Source organism: Calditrichia bacterium (genome assembly GCA_020634975.1).
Taxonomy (GTDB): Bacteria; Calditrichota; Calditrichia; order RBG-13-44-9; family J075; genus JACKAQ01.
On the sequence record JACKAQ010000001.1, the window covers coordinates 411363 to 436591 of the forward strand.

The following is a 25229-nucleotide window of genomic DNA, read 5'->3' on the forward strand; positions in this document are numbered from 1 at the left end:
TGGAGAAAATGATGAAAGAAGCGTTCGACGAATTTTTGAAAGACCAACGCGAGCAACGGGCAATCGTACTCACGCTCTCGTTTTTGGGCGGCGGTTTTCTCACGCTCTGGTTTTTGAAGGAATTTTTGGGCATCGCCACAGACGGCATTTTAATTGCGATGATTTTGCTTCCGCTGATTATCTATCTCGTTGTTTCCGGTAGAGTTAGCGAGTTAAAAACTCCCGGCGGACTGGAAGCGAAATTTAAGGAAGCGGCGCAATCGAACGTCAGCGCGGCTTCGGAAACGGTGGCTGTGGAAGATGTTCAGGCGCTCGCCGAAGGCGAAATGCTCTTTAAAAGCATCGTGAAAGTGCGCACGCCGGACCCGACCAAACCGCTGGTTTTGTTGCTCACTATCGGCAAATCGGACGCACCGTATTCCCGCGAAAACCTGTTGAACGCGATGGATGTGTATGAGCAACACCGCAATTTCAAATTTGTGGTGTTCCGCGATGCCAAAGAAAAATTCGTCTGCTACATGATGAGCTGGGCGTTTCGCGGTATCATCGACAAAGCGGCACTCGGCGATGAATTTGTCGAATTGCTCAATAGCGGCGCGACCGGTGAGCTGCTCCGTTACCCAAATATGGTGAATGAAACGATTACCACTGCAACCTCGAACATCGACGCACTGAAAGCGATGACCGAAAAAAACATCGAAGCGTTGGTGGTGATCGACCCAAAAGGGATGGTCGCGGGCGTTTGCGAACGGGAGCAGGTGCTTAGCAAGCTGCTGCTGAATCTGGCGGGGTGATTTTTTGCCACGGAGGCAGGGAGAAAAAACTGATCGAAAATCTCCAGATTTAGCTGGTTAATCTGGAGATTTTTGCATTTTCAGGAATGACAAATTTTGTTTATTTCGCGTTTTTCGTAGGCAAAAAACAGAAAAACTTCGCACACGCCACGTCTTTGCGGAAAACCAACAACCACAAATTAAATATTTACAGATACTTAGCAATCACACTCATCGTTTCCAGAACGAGATCGACGGTGGGCGTGAGCACATCGTGCTTTGACGGAACCACCTGTTTTTCTTCGGGAAACAGCGCGCTCCAATGCTGCTTTCGCGACGATGCTTCCACTATATCGATCCCGAAAACCGGGGCAGATTTCAGCACCGTTTCCACAATTTGCAACCAAGAATTACGGCTGATGCCCTGATCCGCCGGTGCGCTCACGCCGGGCGCATCGCTTGCGGAAACCGCATCGATATCCAGACTGAGATAAACGCCATCCATTCCCGCCATAATTTGCTGCAACGCGCTTTCGGTGATTGCGGCGGCGTTGCTTTCGCTGCAATCGGCGTCGTATCCCACAAAAACGCCGTTCGAGCACGCATAATTTTCCATCGATTTGAACAATTCCGACGGCTGGCGATGGATGCCCAAAACCGCCATATTTTTGCCCGGCAATCGCATGTCCGCATCTTCGAGCAGGCGATAAAACGAATTCCCGCTGCTGATGATATTTTCCACACCGCAACAGATTTCCGGCGGGCGCATGTCCCAATGAGCGTCCACATACAGCAGTGCGATGTTGGCATCCGGCAACGCGTGACGCACACCGCGAAACAGCGGATACGTCAGCGAATGATCGCCGCCCAGCGAAACGGGGATTTTTCCGGCAGTAGCAACCGCCGCCGTAATCGCTTCGCTGATGCTTTCGTGTCCGGCAATCGTTTGCAGATTGTGCTGCAAAATTGCATTTGCATTATCACGGTTTTCGGGAGAAATTTCGATCGCAAATTCCTGTAAATCCAGCAATTGGCACTCCCAATCAATCGGTGATTTTTTCAATCGTTTGATAATTGCGGCAGGTGCTTCAGCCGTTCCGGTAACGCCGCGTTTCAGTCGCTGCATCATGCGGATGCCGTTTTCAAATGGAATGCCAAACACGATTGGCGTGGCATTTTTCTGCTCAAATTTCATCGCAAAAATCCATAATTTTGCCGTTTTTGATGACCGTTTTCACCGGATTACCGCCGATTTGGTAAGCAACATGCCGGAAATCCGCGTATTTCAAAATGAGCAAATCCGCCGCTTTTCCCACCTCGATTGACCCGACGCGATCGCCCATTCCAACCGCGAACGCCGCGTTGATGGTCGCAGCGTTGAGCGCTTCCGACGGCAGTAATTTTTGGTATCGGCAAGCCAGCGCCATCACCAACGGCATGGAGGGGCAGGGCGCGGAACCGGGATTGATATCCGTTGCCAGCGCAATTGCCGCGCCGTCGTCTGCGAATGCGCGGGCATCGGCAAAGTGGCTGCTGCCAAAATTGAGATTGACCGCCGGGATAAACACCGCAATTGTGTTGGATGCCGCCAAAATCGCCCGTTCCTCCGGCGTTGTCACATCGAGATGATCCGCCGAAGTTGCGCCCAATTCCGCAGCCAGCGATGTGCCACCGAGCGCAGTAAATTCGTCCGTGTGAATTTTCAGCGAAAATCCGGCCGCTTTTCCGGCAGCCAACACCCGCCGCGACTGCGCCAGATTAAATGCATTTTTTTCGCAAAACACATCCACGAACAGCGGGATTTGCTGTTTGGCAAAGATCGAATTTCGATACCATTTTTCCACCTGCGGCAGCATTTCCGCAATAATCAGATCAGTGAAATCATCGCTGCGACCGGAGAATTCCGGCGGGATCGCGTGCGCACCGAGAAAGGTTGGCACGAGCGTCATTGGGTGGCTATCTTCAAGAATTTCAACCGCTTGCAGCATGTGCAATTCGCTCTCTGTGGACAAGCCGTAACCGCTTTTCACTTCTGCTGTTGTGGTGCCGAGTTGCAGCATCTCGTTTAATCGCGGGCGGCTTTGCGCAGCCATTTCCGCCGGCGTTGCCGCGCGGGTCGCTGTCATCGTTGACAAAATACCTCCGCCAGCCGCCAGAATTTCCAAATAATCCGCGCCTTTTATCCGCAGTTCAAATTCGTTGATGCGCTCACCCGCAAAAACAACGTGGGTGTGGGCATCCACAAAGCCGGGAACGACCGCGTTGCCGCCCGCGTCGATCACGGTTTTGGCGTCATATTCGCGCCGGATTTCCGCGACATCACCAACGGCGATAATCTTTCCGTTTTGGACTGCCACCGCCGCATTGTTACGCAACCCGGCGTCGTTCAACTGCTCGCCGCGTTTGGGCGCAGTCGCTGCGCAAGTTGCCAATTGACCAATATTTGTGAGAATGAGATCTGCTGTTTTCATCGAACCGTCACAAGTTTTATTGTTTTTGAATCAAATAAGTTATGGCTGAAATCGTTTGATGTCGAGCGGAAAATGAATCCGCTCCAGGCGTAATATTTTGTTACCGGCACAAATTTCACCAGTGATTTCAGCTGTTCGGGGAAATTGCAATTGTTGGATTTGTAGTATTTTTTGCAGTTTTTCAAACAAAACACACAGCCTACCATTCGTTTTTTTACGCAATTTTCAAAATGCTCTATTTGTCGGGTTACGCCCTTTTGAGAAATGATTATCTGATCGTAAATTTCGTATCTCTTTGAGAATTGCGTTACGGCTTCGCATTCAACATAATCTGCATTTTATGGATAAGCCAGCGCCAGCAGGCACGGATCAGGAAATGGTTTTAACAGGAAGAACTACAACGATGCAAATGTTCAGGATGACAACTTTTCCACCTGCGATAGCAACCGGGAAAAATAACTCAGCCCAACCTGAGGAGCAATTGCCGTGAAGAAACAATCACTTCGCAACATGGCGCTGCGGGTGTTTCTGATGGTGATTGCGATTGTTTTTCCGGTGTTTACGCAATACAACCCATCCCCGAAATTCCCAAACCAGCATCAGCCATCCCAACTGATGCCGCCGCCCGTGCCGCAAAAAGGCGGGCAGATGTTTACGACCAGCGGCGCCGTTCGGGCGATTGCCGTTTTTGTTCAGTTTGCAGATGATTCGCTTTCGCCAACGGCAGCCAATTGGCCGGTGACAACCGGGCCGGTTTTTTTACACGATGCACTGGACAGCACACTCACCCAGCAATCCGAAAACGGTAACCTCACCCACTATTTCCGGACGATGTCGTTTAATCAATTGCAGGTTTTTGGCGATGGTTTTTGGGTGACAACCAGACATTCGAAACAATACTATATCGATAAAAAACAGACGTTTAGCGAAATCAATCAGGAAGTGCTGAAAACTCTCGATTCGCGCATCGATTTTGCCAAATACGACAACTGGACATTTTCAAATAATCGTCACACAAATGAACCGGACGGTGTGGTTGATTTGATAATGATCGTTTATCGCGAGTCATTTTACGGCACATTCAATCTGCACAACGGCATTTCCGTGCTGTTTTACGGTCGCGACGATCTGGCAGTGGACAATGGCAAACGGCACATTCGTCGCGGATTTCCCGGCTCCGGCTTTACGCTGGATGGCGGGATCAACGGTTTTCGGGCGGATCGCGCCGGGCATGAATTGGGGCACAAATTTATCGGATCGGGGCATCCGCGTTATCACAAAGATCCGCCGGGTGTCAAAAATTACGCATTTTGGGGCATTCTGCACAGTCGTTCAGGAATGGTGAACGCATACAATCGAGCCTGGCTTGGCTGGAGCGATCTGCCGGAAATCACCACATACGAGGCCATCGTAACGCTGGCGGATTACCTCACCACCGGCGATGCCGTGCGCATTCCCATCCCCGGCACACGCGATGAATCATTCATTTTGGAAAATCACCAATGCCTGTCGCGATTCGATGAACCGAATAAATTTGGCGACGCTAAAGGCCTGTATATTTATCACGTTAAGGGCAATGGTCCACAACCTGCATACGATATCGAATCTGCCGATGGGCGGTTCGATTGGGATAATCCGTACTGGATCCAAAACCCGTGGGGATTGCGGGCAACTGATTCCATTCCGGTGTTTTCGCGGCTGGCGCCAAATCCCGCCGGACAGGATGCGCTGGATGCCCTGCAAACCACAAAAATGGATGAACGCACCCGTCACCCGATTTATTTCAAACATTTTGCGGAAGATTCTGCCGGAACGGCGATCACCACCCGGCGGGTGTACGGCAATCCGGCGGACGCCTTCCGGATGGACGGCAACCGCATTTTTGCGCCAAACACCAATCCCAACAGCAATTTATGGGACGACCGCACGTCCAGCGGCATCTCCGTCGAGCTCATCAGCGAAATAAAAATTAATAATGCAACTATTTACACAGTCCGGATTTCACGCAATACAGAGTAGCAAAAAGGAATATGATATGCGAGCCAAACGCTTTTCACCGCATTTTACAAAACATAGACCGGAATCGATTTCCACATCTTTCACATCTGTTTTCGATACCGTTAGGAAACAGGCTGTGAAATTTGTGACTTTCCCCCGGAGTGTTACTGTTTGCAAAGCTATATTTGGTTCGTGCCGGGAAAGTCCTTCGGAGCAACCCAAAGCTTCCCGGCGACATAACACTTTGTTAATAAATAGCTTATCGACTGCGCAACAAAGTGCGGCAAATGGATTTGTCAACCGATATACAAGGATGTTTATGAAATCCCGATTATATTTTATCGCGATGCTGGTATTATTTCCGGCAATTCTCTCCGCACAATTTTCCACCGGCAACAAAGTCGGATTCAGTTGGAAAGGCGGTTTTGCCTCAAACTATGTGGACATTGAAGATCGTAATTTGGGCACAAACTGGGCTTTTTCCGCGGATTACTGGATGGTCGATCTCTATTCCATCGGGTTGGAATTGGGAACAGCAACCATCAATGGTAAAGGTTCGAGAATCGGTATCAGTTCCAACATTTGGTATCTAATGGCAAATATCAAATTAAAACTTATTCGCGATGGCATTATTCAACCGTATTTAATTACCGGATTGGAGCAAGAACGGCTGTCGCCAAAAGACTCGGATGGGCGAGACATCGTTATCAATCGTGCCATCAATTATGACCAGTATAAAGTTGGGATTCCTTTGGGCATCGGCTCATCATATTTCTTGAAAAGGGATTTATCAGCTGATTTTCAGACAATTTACCGTTTTTCAGCGATCAATTATGCCGAAAGCGTTGGCCAGCCCGGTGACGGGGATGACGATTATCTCACCTCAAATTTGGGATTAACATTTTATTTTGGTGACGAGCAGGGCGACCGCGATGGTGATGGCATCCCGGATGTGATTGATATTTGTCCGGATGATCCCGAAGATCGCGACGGTTTTGATGACGACGATGGTTGCCCCGATTACGATAACGACGAAGACGGCATCCGTGATGTGCTGGACGCCTGCCCAAATGAGCCGGAAGATTTTGATAATTTTCAGGATGAAGACGGATGCCCGGACCCGGATAACGATGGTGATGGTATTTGGGATCGCCGCGATAGATGCCCGGGAACCGACAAAACGGTTCGCGATAACATTGATACAAAAGAAGATTACGACGGTTTTGAAGACACCGACGGCTGCCCCGATTTGGATAACGATGGCGATGGCATTCCCGATGTAGCTGACGCCTGCCCCAATGTCCCGGAAAATTTCAACGGAGTTGAAGATAACGATGGCTGCCCGGATTCCAATTTCCAACGGCGAATCGTGTTGAATAATATTTATTTTAAATTCAACAGCGCTGAGTTGGACCCCAACTCTGAATTGATCCTTAATTATATCGCAGAAGCATTGATTGCGGAAGATTCCGTTCGCGTTGAGATTAGCGGACATACAGATAATATTGGATCGGACAGCTACAACCTCAACCTTTCCCAACGGCGTGCCGAAAGCGTGCGGCGTTATTTGATCAGTCAGGGTATTTCGGAATTCAGAATTATTGCTACCGGGAAAGGTGAGTCGGAACCGGTTGCATCCAACGCTACAGAAACCGGGCGCTCGCGAAATCGCCGAATTGAAATTGAACGCATTCAATAACATTAATTTTTTCAGATAGTTACAGAAACGCCCGGAGACAACACCGCAGTCTCCGGGCGTTTTTTTTGAATTTAGATATTGTATTAAAACAGTCCATTTTGGCAATTTTATGATTTACCCATCTTATTGATTTATATTTTCCAACATATTGCCTTGCATCGTGATTGAAAATATTAATCGTAAACCAAGAAATGGTAAAATGGCCAGACTTGCAGAAATCCAATAGTATTTCTAAATTCTTCGTGAGAACTAAATGCCAACAGCAAATTTGGTGAAACTAAAAGGTGTTCTGTGAAAAAAATATTGATCTTATTCGCCCATCCCGCTTTTCAGAAATCCAGAATTAACTCCCGGCTTACGGACGGTATTTCTGAAATCGAAGGTGTCACATTTCGCGATCTTTATCAGGTTTATCCGGATTTTGACATCAATGTGCCCGCCGAACAAACATTGCTGGAGTCGCATGATGTGCTGATTTTTCAACATCCCATGTTTTGGTACAGCACACCTGCAATTCTCAAAGAATGGCAAGACCTTGTTTTAGAGCACGGTTGGGCATACGGCAGCAAAGGCAATGCGCTCAAAGGTAAATGGTTTTTCAGCGCCATTACAACCGGCGGTGGTCAGCAGGCATACTGCCGGGAGGGCTTGAATCATTATACTATAAATGAATTGCTGGCACCAATTGAACGAACCGTTAAGTTATGTAAAATGAACTATTTACCACCGTTTGTTGTTCACGGAACACATGCGATAACTCCGGCGCAAGTCGAAACTCACCAACAAAATTATCTTCAACTGTTACACACTATTCGGGACGAAAAATTTGATTTGGCGACAGCGGAAAAGCTTAAATACCTAAACAGTTATTTCGAAAAAGCATCTGTGTAATCAGCATTTTTTATCTCACTGTTGATATCAAAAAACCTTAATACATGAGCAAAACTATGGCAGAAGGTGGATTTTTTTATCAGGCATTTGTGTATCTCACGGCAGCGGTCATTTCGGTGCCGATTGCCAAACGGCTGGGTTTGGGCTCGGTTTTGGGCTACCTGATTGCCGGGGTTATCATCGGTCCTTTTGTAATGGGATTGATTGGCGAAGAAGGTCAGGATGTGATGCACTTCGCTGAATTTGGCGTGGTGATGATGCTGTTCCTCATCGGGCTGGAATTGCAACCCGCATTATTATGGAGTTTGCGCGTCCCGATTCTCGGATTGGGCGGATTTCAGGTTTTGCTCACAACGCTGGCAGCGATGGGCATTTCCATCGCATTCGGGCTGAGCTGGCAGATGGCGCTGGCAATGGGATTAACGCTGGCAATGTCTTCAACTGCAATTGTGCTGCAAACCCTCAACGAAAAAGGATTGATGAAAACCAGCGGCGGGCAGAATGCATTTTCTGTACTGCTGTTTCAGGATATTGCGGTGATTCCCATTTTGGCGATCTTGCCGCTACTGGCGATGAAATCCGTAGCTGCCGGCGCTGCCGCAGATGATGCGCATCACGCCGGCACTTGGGTGGACGGACTGCCAATCTGGGGGCAAACGCTGGCTGTTTTGGGCGTTGTTGCGCTGATTATTCTCGCTGGAAAATTTTTGATTTCACCAGCGTTCCGGCAAATTGCCAACACCCGGTTGCGGGAATTGTTCACCGCTGCGGCGTTGTTGCTGGTTATCGGCATTGCCATGCTGATGACAAAAGTGGGATTGAGCGCAGCGCTCGGCACGTTTTTGGCCGGCGTTGTGCTGGCCCAAAGCGAGTATCGCCACGAATTGGAAACCGATATCGAGCCATTCAAAGGGCTGCTGCTGGGGTTGTTTTTTATCGCCGTCGGCGCATCCATCGATTTTAATTTGATCGCAGATAACCCGTTGATGATATTGGGCTTAGTCGCCGGATTGATCGCGCTGAAATTTGCGGTGTTATTTGTCATCGGCAAATTTTTCAAAATGGGATTGGACAACAACCTGCTGTTCGCATTTGCACTGGCGCAGGGCGGCGAATTCGCGTTCGTGCTATTTTCATTCGCGCTGCAGCACAATGTGATGACGCCGGAAGTTGCCAATCCGATGATCGCAGTCGTCGCACTCACAATGGCGCTGACGCCGTTGCTGATGGCGCTCAACGAAAAATTGCTCCTGCCGAGATTCGGCACTAAAGAATCTGCCGAAAAAAGCGCCGATGCCATCGATGAAAAAAACAAAGTGATCATCGCCGGATTTGGCAGGGTTGGCAGCACCATCGGGCGACTGCTGCAGGCCAACGGCGTGCAGGCAACTTTTCTCGATATCGATCCGGATAATGTGGATTTGCTCCGCAAAATGGGGCTGAAAGTATTTTACGGCGATGCCTCGCGGCAGGATTTGTTGCACGCCGCCGGCGCACACGATGCCGAACTGCTGATCATCGCGGTGGATAATCCCGAAAAATCGCTCGACATTGTGCACACCGCCAAAAAACATTTCCCGCACCTCACCATTATGGCGCGCAGCCGTGGCTGGAACGATGCGTATCAACTCATCGATGCGGGCATCAGCGATGTTTATCGCGAAACGCTCGATTCCGCGCTGCGAATGGGCGCGGATGCGTTGGCAAAACTCGATTTTCGCAAATACCAAACCCAACGCAGCGTCAAAACATTTCGCAAACACGACGAAAAATATCTGCACGAACTGGCGACTATGCATCACGACCGGAAAGCATTAATTCGCGGCGCACGACAGCGGATTCAGGATTTGGAACGCCTGATTTTGGATGAGCTGGATAACGTCGGTAAAAACAAGGATTTAGGCTGGGATCCGACAACGCTGATCGAGGAATTTGGCAATCGACCGCCGGAACCGGAAAAAGATTGAGTTTTTCAATCCGGGCAGCAGATATGCGAAGGAAGTTATCCGCTGCATTGCGAATTCCCGACAATTTCCGTAAGTTGGTTTCAGATAACAATGAAATCAACAATTGTTGCAGGAGAACACTTATGAAGCTGTTTTTATTGATGTTAACGATGTTGTTATTTCTCGGTTTTTCCATTTCAGCGCAGCAAATTAAATATCCGGAAACGCAAAAAGGCGACGTGGTAGAAGATTATCACGGAACGCAGGTTGCCGATCCGTATCGCTGGCTGGAAGATTTGGACAGCGACGAAACCCGGGCATGGGTAGCGGCGCAAAATGCGGTCACTTTCGGTTATCTGGAGAAAATCGAAGCCCGCGAACAGCTCAAAAAGCGGCTCACCGAGCTGTGGAATTATCCCAAATACGGGCTGCCGTTCAAACGCGGCGATCGCTATTTTTTCAGCAAAAACGACGGGTTGCAGAACCAGTATGTCTATTATTCGGTGAAATCGCTGGATGATGAAAATCCCACTGTTTTTATCGATCCGAACACGTTTTCGGAGGACGGCACGGTTGCGCTGAAAGATTTGCAGTTCAGTAAAGACGGCAAACTGGCGATGTACGCGACCAGCGCCAGCGGCTCCGATTGGCAAACTTTCCGCGTCAAAAATGTGGCAACCGGCGAAGATTTGGCGGACAAACTGGAGTGGATCAAATTCAGCACGGCGGCGTGGCTGCCCGATCACAGCGGTTTTTTTTACAGCCGCTACGCCGCGCCAAAAGAGGGCGACGAGTTCGAGCAATCCAACAAAAATATGAAATTGTATTTCCACAAAATCGGCACACTGCAATCGGATGATGCGCTAATTTACGAACGTCCGGACAACCCGGACATGGGCTTTTGGCCGGGCGTAACGGATGACGGGCGCTTTTTGGTGCTGAATGTCTGGACAGGCTCTGCCCGCGTTAACCGGCTGTATTATAAAGATTTACAATCCGAGAATAGCGATATCGTGAAGTTGCTGGATGCCAACGATGCATCGTATAATTTTGTCGGGAACACCGGCACGGAATTTTATATTCAAACCGATCTGGACGCGCCGAATGCCCGGTTGATCAGCATCGACGTCGCCAATCCCGCCAAAGAAAATTGGAAAACGTTGATTCCCGAAAGCAAAGCAGTGCTTTCATCCGCTCAAATTGTCAACAACCAATTTGTGGTCAGCGCGATGGTGGATGCGCGGGATCGGCTGACCGTTCACGAACTGGACGGCTCATTGGTGAACGAAATCAATTTGCCGACCATCGGCAGCGTTGGCAGCATTTCCGGCGAACGCGAGGACAGCGAGATGTTTTATTCGTTCACTTCGTTCACTTATCCGACATCAATTTTCCGATACGATTTCAAAACCGGCACATCAGAAGTTTTCCGCTCGCCGGAAATCGATTTTGACGCATCGGAATATGTGGTGAAGCAGGAATTTTATCCCAGCAAAGATGGCACAAAAGTGCCGATGTTCATCGTTCACCGAAAAGATTTGGCGATGGACGGCAGCAATCCGGCATACCTTTATGCCTACGGCGGATTCAAAATCAGCATGACACCGGCGTTTTCGATCAGCAATTTGGTGTGGTTGGAAATGGGCGGCGTTTACGCGATGCCGAATTTGCGGGGCGGCGGCGAATACGGCGAGGATTGGCATCAGGCCGGCATGCTGGAAAAAAAGCAAAATGTGTTCGATGATTTTATCGCCGCAGGCGAATATTTGATCGAAAAAGGCTACACATCCAGCGAAAAACTGGCGATTGCCGGCGGTTCGAACGGCGGGTTGCTCACCGGCGCGTGCCTCTCTCAACGCCCGGATTTGTTCGGCGCAGCGATTGTCGCAGTGGGTGTTCTGGACATGTTGCGCTATCACAAATTCACCATCGGTTGGGCGTGGGCCAGCGAATACGGCTCGTCCGATAATCCCGAACAATTTGATTTTCTCTACAAATATTCGCCTTTGCACAATTTGAAACCGGGCACGCACTATCCGGCAACGCTGATTACCACTGCCGATCACGACGACCGCGTTGTGCCGGGACATTCCTATAAATTTGCCGCTGCGTTGCAGGCTGCGCAGGGCGGCGACAAACCGACGCTCATCCGCATCGAAACGAAAGCGGGACACGGCGCGGGCAAACCGACCAGCAAAATTATCGAGGAAGCGGCAGACAAATGGGCATTTTTGATGAAAGTGCTCGATGTAAAACCGAAGCCTAAACTGTTGAATTAACACAAATTACGTCGGGGCGAACAGCCGTTCGCCCCGACATTTATTATCAACCAATTTCCGCCAGCCGCGCCGTAAAATGGCGCAACACCGGCGACTCACTCACAATCCGCAATCCCTTAATTTTTTCCCTTTCGTTGAAAATTTTTGCGATTGATTCCGCCACGTAATTCATGTGCATCGTGGTGTACACGCGTCGCGGAATAGCCAATCGCACCAGTTCCAGTTCCGGGTGAACGGTTTTGCCGGTTTCGGGATCGGTGTGTCCGAACATCAGGCTGCCGATTTCCACCGCGCGGATGCCCGCTTCGCGATAGAGCGCGACAGTGAGCGCCTGCGCCGGGAATTCGCTTTGCGGAATGTGCGGCAAAAATTTTCGGGCGTTCAGGTAAACGGCATGTCCGCCAATCGGTTTGAGAATCGGCACGCCTTCATCGTGGAGCATTTGCCCTAAATTGCGCACCTGACTGATGCGATAGTGCAGATAATCTTCATCCAGCACTTCTTTCAGCCCACGGGCGATGGCTTCCAGATCGCGTCCGGCCAATCCGCCGTAGGTGGAAAATCCCTCGATCAAAATCAGGCGATTGGTGATTTTTTCCGCCAGCGCATCGTCGTTCATGCCGATAAATCCGCCGATATTCACCAATCCATCCTTTTTCGCGCTCATCGTGCAACCGTCGCCGAGCGAAAAAATTTCCTGCGCAATTTCTTTTATGGAATGATTGCGGTATTCCGCCTCGCGTTCCTTTATCAGAAAACAGTTTTCCGCAAAGCGGCAGGCATCAAAAAACAGCGGGATGTTGTATTCGTTGAGCAGCTTACGCACTGCCCGGATGTTGGCCAGCGATACCGGCTGCCCACCGCCGGAATTGTTGGTGATGGTCATCATCACCAGTGGAATTTTATTAACGCCGTTCATTTTGATCACTTTTTCCAGCTTTTCCAGATCCATATTGCCTTTGAACGGGTGGAATTGCTCCGTGTCGTATGCCACGTCGATCACCAGATCCATCGCCACACCACCGTTGTATTCCACATTTGCGCGGGTAGTATCGAAATGGATGTTGTTGGGAATGATCATCCCTTTTTCCAGAATGGTGGAAAACAGCAGGTTTTCCGCAACACGCCCCTGATGGGTTGGGATAATATGTTTGAAGCCAAAAATATCGTGGACGGTCTCTTCAAAATGATAATAATTTTTGCTCCCGGCGTAGGATTCATCGCCGAGCATCATGCCGGCCCACTGGTTATCGCTCATCGCCGAAGTGCCGCTATCGGTCAGCAAATCAACGTAAATGGCATCTGCGGGAATAGCGAATACGTTGAATCCCGCTGTGCGAATCAGCTTTTCGCGTTCTTCGCGGGTGGTGCGCCGGATGGGTTCAACAACTTTAATGCGGAAGGGTTCGGAAGGAAATTGCATCATCAGACCTCATAGTTGTGCTTTATGAAATTTACAATTTATATGTAAAGCAAGAATTAAGGTCGATTGCAAATATATGCGTCAGGAAAAAGCTCACATTTCAAACGGAAAGCCGACATTTCTTGATGCGGGTGCCCGAGTAAATTCCAACGATTAAGTCAGAAATGTGTTATGCTGCGAACAGCAAATTAAGGCTAAAATAATGGAGATTCCTGCATTCGCCGGAATGATCGATAAGGTATCATTTGCCGACATTCGGAGCAAATGCAGGAATCTCCGGTTTGTTTTCTCAAAACAGCCTATGAAATAAAAATCTTTGGGATACTACGAACAACTACTTTTTCAAAATTTGATCAATTGTCGCATACGTTACCGGGTGATAACCGGCGCGGGCGGTCGCATAAATTTTGCGGGCACGTTCCAGCCCTTCCGGGGTTTTGGCGAGCGCAGTGTATAACGGCAGCACCAATTTGCGGCGACCAATTTGCGAGAGGTAATCGTCCAGCCGATCGTATGCGGGCGTATAGTTATTATTTACAGCATGTTCCAGCCACAAACATGCAATTTCGGAATTACCGGATTGGGTAAATTTGAACGCATTGTCCAAATCCTGCAGTTGTGCAGTGCTCAATTCTTTGGGCAAATTTCGCAGAAAATGCAGCCAGTGGTGGGTAGTCCAGCCGTTGGTGTCCAATTTTGCGGCGGGTGTGCCGCCGGTCCAGTTTGCAATTTGAGCTTCAACTTTGGCGAATTCATCCGATTGCGGCACCGGTGCGTTGTCCGGCAATCCGGGTCCGTACACCCATTGATCGATCTTTAGTTTTTCCTCTAATTCTTTATCACCCTTGATGAGGTTTTCCCGCAGATATTTCACAAATCCTTCGGATGTCATGGTTTGGAACGCAAATTTGTCGAAATAGCCGCGCAAAAACGGATCCCATTTTTCCCGCCCGAATGTTTTTTCGAGCAGCACCAAAAAAAGCGCACCTTTGTCGTAAACAATACCACTTGCGGTATCATCCGGGTCGCGTCCGGCTAAATTTAGTTTGAGGTGGGTGTCCGGACTGTTCGCGCCAAGCTGCTTGACATCTCGCATCGCATCCTGATAACTCAATTGGGCAAGCATTCGAGCATACGATTCTCCGTAAACTTCTTCCATTATTCGATTTTCGAAATACGAAGTAAAGCCTTCGTTGAGCCAAAAATCGTTCCACGTTGCGCTGGTAACCAAATTTCCTGACCAGCTGTGCGCCAGTTCATGGGCAACGAGCGCAACCAGCGAGCGATCGCCGGCCAAAATGGTGGGCGTTGCAAAGGTGAGCCGGGGATTTTCCATCCCGCCAAACGGAAAACTGGGCGGCAGCACAATCATATCGTAACGATCCCAGCGATACGGGCCGTATAATTTTTCGGCAGCTTCGATCATTTTTTCGGTATCGGCAAATTCGTAAGCGGCTTTGGCGATCACGGATGGCTCCGCATAAACGCCGCTCCGTGCGCCAAGCGACCGAAATTCCACATCGCCAACGGCAATAGCCAGCAAATATGCGGGAATCGGCTGTGCCATTGTGAATTCGTAAACGCCGTCTGCGCTTTTTTCGGTGGGATTTGAGGCGCTCATCAACGCCAACAATTCCGGATCGGTTTTTACGCGGGCATTGTATGTAAAACGGATCCCCGGGCTATCCTGGCAGGGAATCCAGGTTCGCGCCAAAATAGCCTGCGACTGGCTGAACAAAAACGGGTGCTTTTTCCCGGCAGTTTGTTCAGCAGTTAACCATTGCAATGCTGCAGCTTCCGGCGCAGATGAATAGTACACATGCACTATTTTTGTTTCCGGCAGAATGTCGATTGCCAGCTCCTGACCCATGTATTCGATGGTTTCGCCGATCGAAAATGTGGTTTCAATTTCATCTTCACCGAGGGTTATTTTATCGATCGTCAAATCGCGGGAGTCGAAAAACAGCCGTTTCGCGCCGGTTTTGTTTTTGACATGAATGCTGGCTTTCGCCACAATCCGGTGTTCCGCAAAATCGATAGCGGCGTCCCAATCCAGATGGGTCATCACAACTTCATCGGCATGCGCAAAGGAATGCGGATCACGCAGGGTTTCCGGTGCGGCGTTGTCAGTGCAGCCGCTCATCGCAATTAGTGAAAAAATCACCATTATTTTCATCCATTTTTGGATCTGTACCACTGGCATATTCAATTCCTCCATTAACTTTTGCCAAACTCAAATGTAGCCAAATTCAGCAAATTTGAAAGTAAATTTTGTAAATGGTTTAAATCGCCGTATCGCGAAATCCAAATGCAGCCCGGCGGGTTACGTTTCCGATCATTTAAGTGGTTGATTTTATCGCGATTTGGTGTATCTTAAATACAATGAATGGTACCATTTTGATAGAAACAGCCATTTGGCGAACCGGTTGTTTAACTGACGCATAAACTATGAATAATCAGCTACTTAACCAGAATTTCAAATTGAACGGCAGATTTGGCATTTTCAGAAAAATTGTCATTCTGGCGATGCTGTTGACGGTTATTCCGCTGGTGACGATCGGATTTTACACCCTGCACACAGTGGATGAAGCCGGGCAGGACATCAGCAAACGAACAACTAACGCGCTAAACCAACGAACCATCGATGCGCTGGAGATGCAGGCGTATTACATCGCCGAATCCGTGCGGAATTTTTTGCTGAAAGTTGAAACAGATTTGCAATATCTTGCCAAAACCAATCTATCTCAGGAACGGCTGGCGCTGTTCGCGAAACAAAAAACGTCTCAGGTTTGGGAAGCATATTCGGATGTGCACAGCGGCAAATTGCCGTTGTATAAAGAAATTACCGTTATCGATGCCAACGGTAATGAGCAGATCAACATCCGGAATGGCAAAATTACCCCGGAAAACCAGTTACGAAATGTTCGCAGCCCCGAAAACACAACTTATCTGGTAGAAGATTATTTTGTGAAAACCCGCGATTTGCCGCCCGGCGAAATTTATGTGTCGCGGTTGACCGGATTTTACATCAGCGAACCGGAGCATCTGCAAGGTTTTGCCAATCCCGAAGAAGCGATCCGCAACACCAAAATTCATTACGACGGCGTTATTCGTTTTGCAACGCCGCTGTACACCGATGGCAAATTTTCGGGCATGGTTACGCTGGGGTTGGATCAACGCCATTTGATGGAATTTACCCAACATGTGCTGCCGTTGAGCACAGAAAAAGTCTCGTTTCCCATTTACAATTCCGGAAATTACGCGTTCATGTTTGATGACGAGGGCTGGATTATCACCCATCCCAAATTGTGGGATATTCGCGGGGTGGATAAAAACGGACGCTGGATAAAAGCATATTCAGCGGATACACCCGAAGATTTGATCGATGGCGGATTTATCCCGTTTAATCTGGATACCGCCGGATTTATTCATGAAAATTATCCGATTGTTTCCAACGCCGTTCGCCAAAAAGAGCGCGGCACCGTCATCACCAAAAATGTGGGTGGCGTTTCCAAAATTATGTCGTACGCGCCAATTTTGTATGAAAAAGGCGCGTTTTCCCGGCACGGCATTTTTGGGGGAATTACGGTTGGCGCAGAAATTTACGGCTTTAACGAACCGGCGCAATTTGTTGAAAATGAAATACTTACAACGTTAGCTTTGGTGCGAAACCGGCTGTGGTGGATTGTGGGAATCGCGATTATCATCACGCTAGTGGTATCGATTATTTTATCGCATGGCTTTGCCAAACCGATCATCCATCTCACCAAAGTGGCGAACCAGATTGCCAACGGCAGTTTCAAAAAACGCATCAACATCAACCGGGAAGATGAGATCGGGACGCTGGCGGTGAGCTTTAACGATATGGCAGATAAACTCGACCAAAACCGCTTTCAACTGCTCTCGACCATTTCCGAATTGCGGTCATCCAAAACCGAAACCGAAAAATACGCCAATGAGCTGGAATACCAGATCAAAATTTTGCAGGGCATCCAGCGCATCAGCAATATTTTGGGCACAACATTTAATATGAACACGGTTATCCGGTTAATTTTGGAGCATTGCATCAACAGTATTGGCTTCGACCGGACCATTTTGTATTTGATAGATGAGCAGCAGCAATATCTGGAATGCACGGAAACCCACGGTTTTAACGCAGAAAATGAGAAATACGCCCGCCGTTCCCGCTATCATCTGGAACGATACGATTGCATCGAAACGCGGGTGGTGCGCGAAGGGCGCATTATTTATGTGGAAGATTTTGCGCATTATCCGGAGGCAACGGAGCTGGATAAAAAAATCTATAATTTCACAAAAAGTAACTCGTTTGTGTATGTGCCGCTAAAGGTGAAGGAAAAAATTATCGGGATTTTGGGCGCGGATAAAGTGCGATCGAAAAATCCGATAACCCAAACGGACATCAACTCGCTGCAGATTTTGGCGAACCAGGCTTCGCGGGTGATCGAAAACACCCGGCTGTATCAGGAGGTGATTAACCAGCGCAATTTTGTGGAAGATATCATCAGCAATATGCAAAACGGCGTAATTACGATAAATAGCAACGGCAGGATTACCAGCTTCAATCGCGCGGCCAGTAAAATTCTGCAAAGCGGCAATCCCGCGATGTTCAACCCCAATTCGCAAATGTCTATCGAAACACTGTCCGTTATTCAGGAAGTGAAGGACAGGCTGTTCGAGAACGGTTCGTACAGCAATTACAACGTAAAAGTGGAAACCGAAAACGGGTTGAAATTCCTCAATATTCTGGCATCGCTGATTAAACGGAACGAACCGACCAACGACGGCATCATTATTATTGAAGATGTGACCGAACGGAAACAGCTCGATGATCACGTTCAGCAACTGGAACGGTTGGCATCGCTGGGCAGGTTCGGCGCCAGCATTGCGCACGAAATCCGCAATCCGCTGACGGGCGTCAGCCTTTTTCTGGATAATTTGCACGACAGGCTTGCCGGTCAGCCGGATGTTGCGAATCTGGTTGCGAAAGCGCTGGAAGAAATTGAGCGACTGGAAAAACTAACTCACGAAATATTAGTTTATACGCATCCATCTGCCGGTGAACTGAAGTTGTCGAATATCAACGATATCATCTCAAATGTGTTGGGATTTATCGACACACAATTTATCAACAACGGCATTATCGTTACCAAAAAATTGGACGAACAGTTGCCCGATGCGTTGATAAATGCAGACCGGATGCGCCAGGCGTTGCTCAATTTGTTCATCAACGCGATTCAGGCGATGCCGGATGGCGGCAGGTTGTGGGTATCCACATCGCTGATCAATAAAATTCCCGTGTTGGTGCAAAACGCGGAATCGATAGCGGCAAACGGTTGGCTCAAAATTCGGGTGCAGGATAACGGTCCCGGTATTCCGCCCACAGAACGCAAAAAAATATTTGAACCGTTTTATTCGAAAAAACAAAAGGGCACCGGGTTGGGTTTGGCGACCACTTACAGCATTATTTCCGCCCAGAATGGGGTGATTCGCGTTGGCGGCAAAGTGGGTTCCGGCGCAATTTTCACGATTTATTTGCCGCTGACCGCGGAAACCACCGGAGTGATAACCGGATAATTTTTGGAGATTTTATGAGTGGACACAATATTTTAGTGATCGATGACGAGGAGTTTATCCGGCTGAATTTGCAAAATATTTTGCAGGAAGAACATCACCGGATATTTTTGTGCAGCTCCGGAAAAGAAGCGATTGCCACGGTTCAAAACAGCGATTTCTCATTGGTTTTATTGGACTTGAATCTGCCGGATATGAACGGTATCGATATTTTACGGCAGCTAAAGCAAATTCAGCCGAATTTGCTGGTGATCATTATCACCGGATTTGCGTCGGTAGAATCTGCGGTGGAAGCCATAAAACTGGGCGCGTATGATTACATCAAAAAACCGTTTAAAGCCGATGCCATTAAATTAATTGTGAAACTGGCGCTGGAAACGCAGGCGCTCAAAGAGCGGGTAAAGCAGTTGCTGCAAACCCACAAACCCACCGGATTGAACACCATTTTGGGCGACAGCGCCGAAATTTTAAAAGTGAAACATCAGATTTTGGAATTTGCCAAATACGATTCGGAAACGGTGCTGATCACCGGCGAAAGCGGCACGGGAAAAGAGCTGATTTCGCAGGCGTTGCACAACCTTAGCCCACGCCATCAATTTGATTTTGTTGAAGTTAACTGCGCATCCATCCCGGAAAATTTGTTGGAGAGCGAGCTGTTTGGTTACGAAAAAGGCGCGTTCACCGATGCGCAAAGCACCAAAAAAGGGTTGCTCGAAAAAGCGGATAACGGCACGCTGTTTCTCGATGAAATCGGAGAAATGAGCCCGTCGCTGCAGGCAAAATTGTTGCGGGTTTTGGAACACAAAACCTTTCGGCGACTTGGCGGCACGAAAGATATTACGGTAGATTTGCGGATCATCGCCGCAACCAACAAAGATTTGCATCAGGCGATAACCGATAAAGAATTTCGCGAAGACTTGTATTACCGGCTGAATGTATTGCGCATCGAAGTGCCGCCATTGCGGAATCGCGGTAATGATATTCTGATTTTGGCGCATTATTTTTTAGCCCAGTTTAGCAAACGATACAATAAAAAACCGAAACAGCTATCGCCGGCTGCATCTCAGGAATTATTGAATTACAACTGGCCGGGCAATATTCGCGAGCTTAAAAATCTGGTCGAGCGAATTTGCATTCTCCATCAATCGGAATTGATTGATTCATTTAATTTATCTGTCAAAAGCAATAATCCTGCGGAAAAAACGGCGGAGCCACCCGCAAACCAGATGCTCGGTAAAATTCCGCTGGACGAAATTTTGTTCAATATGGAAGCGGAGTTAATCAAACATGCACTAAAGATTGCCGAAGATAATGCCAGTCAAGCAGCCCGGATTTTGAAAATCCCCCGGGAAACACTGCGCTATAAAATTGCAAAATATGGGCTTTCGGGTGGCTAAAATTGACCGGAACCGGTCAAAATTCACCACCCTTTTTGCATCAGTTGCCGATTTATTATTTTCGATTAATATTTTATTCACCTGCCAAAAACCGCCCCGGTTTCAGAACACCGTTGCCACTATCTAGTCATAAAACTCTGTTTTTACAGCATTTAAACAGCTTATAAAATCGAAATCCAACAGTAGCCCTTCCAACCGATGTTTCAATCGATACAAAATTACTAATTTTGCATGTGATATTTGTTACACTTGGCACACCCATTGCAAAAACGACCATCGATGATGTTGATGTTTGGTTTGTAGTTACTCTTACTTTTTCATTTTCATATCTCAATTAAACGTTTAGGAGGCTGTATGAAATTGTTTACGCGTCTGTCTGTTATTTTACTGTTTGCATGTTTACTCTCAGGTTCGATGTTTGCCGGTGACGAAGACATGAAAGTTGAACACAAAGTTGGTGGTACGGTTCAGTCGTGGGTGAGTTACCAGGCTGCAGATTCAGCATTTTTAGGGTTTGGGCTCCGTCGTGTTCGTGCTCGCTGGTATGCTACTATCAACTCTAAATTCAAAACAATGGTTCAGGCTGAATTAACCGACCCGAAACTATTGGATGCAAGACTTGAATACCATTTCAGCAAACAGTTTAATGTTCGTATGGGACGTTTTGTAGGTGCCGGTGTACGCGGCGGTGGTTTGACGTCTCACTCACAAATTGATATTGTTGAGCGCCCCAGAGTCGCAAATTATTGGGCAGCAAGAACAATTGGATCCGATTTCCGTGATTACGGTGTGCAGGCTGAAGCCAAATCAGCTACTGGCGAATATGCCGGTCGCGTGTTCTTCCACAATGGCAGCGGTGCTGCAAATGTGATTAGCCACGAAAGAACATCTCCCAGAGAAGCTCAATTAAGAGATATTGCAGCTGATGTGATGGTTATTGCTGCACCGAAAAGTGTTGAAGGTCTGGAAGTTGGTGGTCATTTTGGCGTTGGTAACAAAGACGTAAAAGAATGGACAAGCTACTCCGGTTATGCCTATTACGAACCCGGTCCGTTCCGTTTGAAAGCTGAATTAGTTGGATTGGTTGATAAAAGCGGTGCTGAAGATGTAACCACAATGGGCTACTATGTATTTGGTGGGTTTGAAGTAACCCCGAATATCGAAATTGTTGGTCGTTTTGAAACTTTCGATCCGAATACGGACGTGGATGAAGACGGCGTTAACGATATTACTGCCGGTTTTGTTTACAAACAATTCTCCGGAAAAGTAAATCACAAACTGACGGCCGCAATTGTTATCCCTTCGGAACAAGGCGAAAGCGTGAAAAACACAGCGTTTTATACCGTCTGGCAGATTGTATTTTAATTCATCAATTTATTCATGACTAATTAGCTTGGTGGAAATATGTTTAAACCAGAGAAGATTCTTGTCCCGACAGATTTCTCCGAAGATGGCATCGAGAGCTCTAAAATTGCCGTCAAACAGGCGATCAAAATCGCAGAAGGCAGTGGCTCGGAGTTGATATTTTTGCACGTCATTACAGACGATATCACCCGTAAACCATTGTTTTTTCTCGACGACGACAAATTTGACGAGCTTAAAAAAGACATGCATACAAACGCAAAAAAAGAACTAAAACGCTTTGCGGAGAAATACATCGATGGTCGCTCGATCCGGTATTCGCTGAAAGTCCGTGCTGGCGCAGCATACGATGAAATTCTGAAAGAGGAGAAAGAATCCGGCATCGATCTCATTTCCATCGCATCGCGCGGGATGAGTGCACTGCACGACTTTTTCTATGGCAGCACAACCGAAAAAGTAGTGCGACGCGCAACTTGTAACGTACTGGTTGTTCGTAAATTCAGCGAATGATGCTCAATCGCTGAAAAAGCTGTTCACAAAACAATGGAGTAAGTATTATGTCGAAAAATATGAAAATAGTACTCAGCATTTTGTTGATATCTGTAATCACCGGCGGTGCAACGTTTGCACAGGTGTTTAAGTTTTCCGGCGGTCCGTCGGGTGGCACCTTTCAATATTATGCCAGCGCAATTGCAACGCTTTCCAAAGATGCCAAAATGCGCGTTTTGGCAAGCTCCTCCGGTGGTTCAATCGAAAACATCCGGTTGATAAACAGCAACAAATCATCATTTGCAATTGCATATTCCGGTCACGTTTGGGCTGCCCGCAATGGCAAACTCACCAACGACGAAACGAAATATGAAAATGTTTATGTGATTTCATTTTTGTATGGCGCACCGGCTCAACTGGTTGTTCACAAAGAGCTTGGTATAACCGATCCAAAACAACTCGCAGATAAGCGGGTTGGTGTTGGTAATGCTGGCTCCGGCGCTGCCGCAAATGCCGAACTGTTTTTTACCGAACTGGGCATTTGGGAGACGATGAGTCGCGAAAATCTGGGGTATCGCCAGGCAGCTGATGCGTTTAAAAACAATCAGTTAGATGCCTTTTGGGTATTCGCTGGTTATCCGAATGCATCCATTCTGGAAGCCGCACTGCAAAGCGATGTAGATATTCTTGATCTGTATAAAGTTGGCGAAAAAATTGGAATGTTCGAAAAATATCCGTATTTCGGAAAACTTACGATTCCCGCAAATACATATTCCGGACAAACCGAAGCGGTCAACACATTTCAGGATGCTGCACTTTGGGTCGTTAGCGGCGATGTAAGCGCAGATGACGTTTACAAATTGCTGCAAACCGTATACAGCGAAGAAGGACTCAAGTATATGGTCGAAGTTCACAAATCTGCCAAAGGCATGACTGCAGCAAGCGCGCCTACCGGCGTGGTCACACCGTTCCACCCCGGCGCAGAAAAATTCTGGACAGAAAAAGGTGTAATTAAGAAGTGATGTTCTGAATGAACGCCATTATCGGCGGAGCAAAGATACACTCCGCCGATAATAAATTTGTTACGTTGGAGGCAAATCTTGTTTGAAAAACTTAACAAAATCGAGCAATATATATTTAGCGGATTGTCAGTATTTTTAGTCTTGTTTTATTCGCTTTCCGCCGTATGGATTCCTGCTGCAACCCAATACCACCGCGGGATTTATGTTTTTGTCACCTACATTCTCGTTTTAATGCTCTACAAATCCGAAAACAAATATTTGCGGGTGCTGGATTATGTGCTGATGTTGTTATCCGGCGCTACCGTTTTATACTGGATTTTTAATTTCGAAGCCATCAATTATCGCGCTGGCGCAGAAACGCAACTGGATCAGATCGTTTCGGCAATCGGGGTACTCATCGGCATCGAAATCGCCAGGCGGGCAGTGGGCACCGTGTTCGTCATCATCGGCGCTGTGATGTTAATTTACGGGGTTTACGGGCAATATTTCCCGGACATCATCGCCCACTTTGGCGACAGCTTTTTGGGTATTTGCACCACTATATTTTTTAAAGAAGATGGCGTTTTCGGGATTATGGCGAATGTTTTGGCAACGTATGTGTTGCTATTTGTTCTGTTCGGCGCATTTCTGGAACGATCCGGCGCACAACGTTTTTTCATCGATTTTCCCATCGCAGCTGTGGGGCACAGGGTTGGGGGACCTGCCAAAGTTGCGGTTATTGCATCCGGATTATTCGGCTCGATATCCGGTAGCGCCATCGCCAATACAGTTTCAACCGGAGCTTTCACCATTCCATTAATGAAAAAAGTAGGTTTTCGACCACATATTGCCGGCGCCATCGAACCGGCTGCATCGATCGGGGGAATGTTTATGCCGCCGGTCATGGGCGCTGGCGGTTTTATTATGGCGGAACTTACCGGATTGCCATATTCATACATCATGTTGGTAGCTATTTTTCCTGCAATTATGTATTTCTTCAGCGTTTATGTGATGGTTCATTACGAAGCAAAAATGTATAATATCCGGGGTGAAAAATCCGAACAAACCGCAATGTCTATTTTCAAAAAAGAATGGTATTACATTGCACCGCTGGTGTTGATCACCATTTTGATGCTCGTCGGTTATTCTGCAGGATTTGCAGCGGTAATGGGCATTGTCAGCAGTATCGTTGTCAGTTATTTTAATAAAGATACCCGAATGACCCCCACAAAATTTGTGGAAGCTGCACGAATGGGCACAGAAAGCAGTCTGAAAATCGGTGCTACGGTTGGTGTCATCGGGATTATTATTTCGATGCTGACATTCAGCGGATTGATTCTTACGTTCGCGGATATCGTTATCGAGCTGGCTAACGGCAATCTGGTGTTAACAATTATGTTCATTGCGTTGGCATCGCTTATTTTGGGGATGGGCGTTCCAGTTACAGCGGCTTATTTGTTAACGGCTGTGGTTGCTGTTCCGGCACTCACCCACCTTGGGGTTAACGAGCTTGCTGCACACATGATTGTCTATTGGCTATCGCAGGATTCCAACATTTCGCCACCGGTTTGTATCGCCGCTTTTGCCGGAGCAACCATTGCCAATGCCAACATGTGGCGAACAGCTTTTGCTGCATTCAAGTTCGGGAAATATCTATATTTAGCACCGTTTTTATTTGGCTACGTTCCCGGCTTTACACTGCAAGGTGATATGTGGGATATTGCCAAAGCATTCGTGATGATTGCAATCGGCACTTATGTTTACGCCTATTTCTTCAGCTTTGCATGGTTTGATACTGTCAAAGGCTGGTTTGGCTTTGAAACAAAACAAAGTAAAATTGCAGATTCTGAAGAAGTAATCTGATATCTGAAAAAAACCAAGCTAAGCAGTCGGGCAAGCGTTCGGACA

The 25229-nt window shown here is 47.7% G+C and carries 16 protein-coding genes; 12 read left to right on the forward strand and 4 right to left on the reverse strand.

Annotated features, from left to right (window positions below; all coding sequences use genetic code 11):
• Positions 1-11: 11 nt before the first annotated feature.
• On the forward strand, positions 12-794 hold the full coding sequence (locus H6629_01670) for a hypothetical protein (GenBank protein MCB9066506.1): 783 nt from the start codon (positions 12-14) through the stop codon (positions 792-794).
• 187 nt (positions 795-981) lie between these two features.
• Here H6629_01670 and H6629_01675 read toward each other — a convergent pair whose 3' ends face one another.
• Positions 982-1968, reverse strand: coding sequence for an arginase family protein (locus H6629_01675; protein ID MCB9066507.1), 987 nt, complete (start codon positions 1966-1968; stop codon positions 982-984).
• A complete protein-coding gene (locus H6629_01680; protein ID MCB9066508.1) occupies positions 1958-3244 on the reverse strand; it encodes an imidazolonepropionase in 1287 nt (428 codons plus the stop codon). The genes H6629_01675 and H6629_01680 overlap by 11 nt, the downstream gene beginning before the upstream one ends.
• 486 nt (positions 3245-3730) lie before the next feature.
• On the opposite strand from H6629_01680, the gene H6629_01685 reads away from it, so the two are divergent.
• The 5 genes from H6629_01685 to H6629_01705 all read left to right on the forward strand — a co-directional run bounded on the left by H6629_01685 (position 3731) and on the right by H6629_01705 (position 12057).
• A complete protein-coding gene (locus tag H6629_01685) occupies positions 3731-5263 on the forward strand; it encodes a hypothetical protein (GenBank protein MCB9066509.1) in 1533 nt (510 codons plus the stop codon).
• A 298-nt stretch (positions 5264-5561) separates the two neighbouring features.
• Positions 5562-6941: an OmpA family protein gene (locus H6629_01690; protein MCB9066510.1), complete on the forward strand. Its 1380-nt coding sequence runs from the start codon at positions 5562-5564 to the stop codon at positions 6939-6941.
• 291 nt (positions 6942-7232) lie between these two features.
• Positions 7233-7832, forward strand: a complete 600-nt coding sequence (locus H6629_01695) for an NAD(P)H-dependent oxidoreductase (GenBank protein MCB9066511.1) — start codon at positions 7233-7235, stop codon at positions 7830-7832.
• A gap of 56 nt (positions 7833-7888) precedes the next feature.
• Complete coding sequence (locus H6629_01700; GenBank protein MCB9066512.1) at positions 7889-9799, forward strand: cation:proton antiporter; 1911 nt, start codon at positions 7889-7891, stop codon at positions 9797-9799.
• A gap of 122 nt (positions 9800-9921) precedes the next feature.
• The gene (locus tag H6629_01705) at positions 9922-12057 is read left to right on the forward strand and encodes a S9 family peptidase (protein ID MCB9066513.1); all 2136 of its coding nucleotides are present in this window, start codon (positions 9922-9924) and stop codon (positions 12055-12057) included.
• Positions 12058-12103: 46 nt separating this feature from the next.
• On the opposite strand, the gene H6629_01710 is transcribed toward H6629_01705, so the two are convergent.
• Both H6629_01710 and H6629_01715 read right to left on the reverse strand, forming a co-directional pair.
• On the reverse strand, positions 12104-13480 hold the full coding sequence (locus H6629_01710; GenBank protein ID MCB9066514.1) for a tryptophanase: 1377 nt from the start codon (positions 13478-13480) through the stop codon (positions 12104-12106).
• Positions 13481-13814: 334 nt separating this feature from the next.
• Positions 13815-15683 (reverse strand): M1 family metallopeptidase, encoded by a 1869-nt coding sequence (locus H6629_01715; GenBank protein ID MCB9066515.1) that lies wholly within the window; start codon positions 15681-15683, stop codon positions 13815-13817.
• Between the two features lie 245 nt (positions 15684-15928).
• Between H6629_01715 and H6629_01720 the strand changes: the two genes are divergently transcribed.
• The 6 genes from H6629_01720 to H6629_01745 all read left to right on the forward strand — a co-directional run bounded on the left by H6629_01720 (position 15929) and on the right by H6629_01745 (position 25184).
• Positions 15929-19075, forward strand: a complete 3147-nt coding sequence (locus H6629_01720; protein MCB9066516.1) for a HAMP domain-containing protein — start codon at positions 15929-15931, stop codon at positions 19073-19075.
• Between the two features lie 14 nt (positions 19076-19089).
• Complete coding sequence (locus tag H6629_01725) at positions 19090-20469, forward strand: sigma-54-dependent Fis family transcriptional regulator (protein ID MCB9066517.1); 1380 nt, start codon at positions 19090-19092, stop codon at positions 20467-20469.
• A gap of 354 nt (positions 20470-20823) precedes the next feature.
• Entirely contained in the window at positions 20824-21834 is a 1011-nt protein-coding gene (locus H6629_01730; GenBank protein MCB9066518.1) for a hypothetical protein, read from the forward strand.
• A gap of 39 nt (positions 21835-21873) precedes the next feature.
• On the forward strand, positions 21874-22341 hold the full coding sequence (locus H6629_01735) for a universal stress protein (GenBank protein MCB9066519.1): 468 nt from the start codon (positions 21874-21876) through the stop codon (positions 22339-22341).
• A 47-nt stretch (positions 22342-22388) separates the two neighbouring features.
• A complete protein-coding gene (locus H6629_01740) occupies positions 22389-23342 on the forward strand; it encodes a TAXI family TRAP transporter solute-binding subunit (GenBank protein ID MCB9066520.1) in 954 nt (317 codons plus the stop codon).
• A 78-nt stretch (positions 23343-23420) separates the two neighbouring features.
• The gene (locus H6629_01745) at positions 23421-25184 is read left to right on the forward strand and encodes a TRAP transporter fused permease subunit (GenBank protein MCB9066521.1); all 1764 of its coding nucleotides are present in this window, start codon (positions 23421-23423) and stop codon (positions 25182-25184) included.
• Positions 25185-25229: the final 45 nt, after the last annotated feature.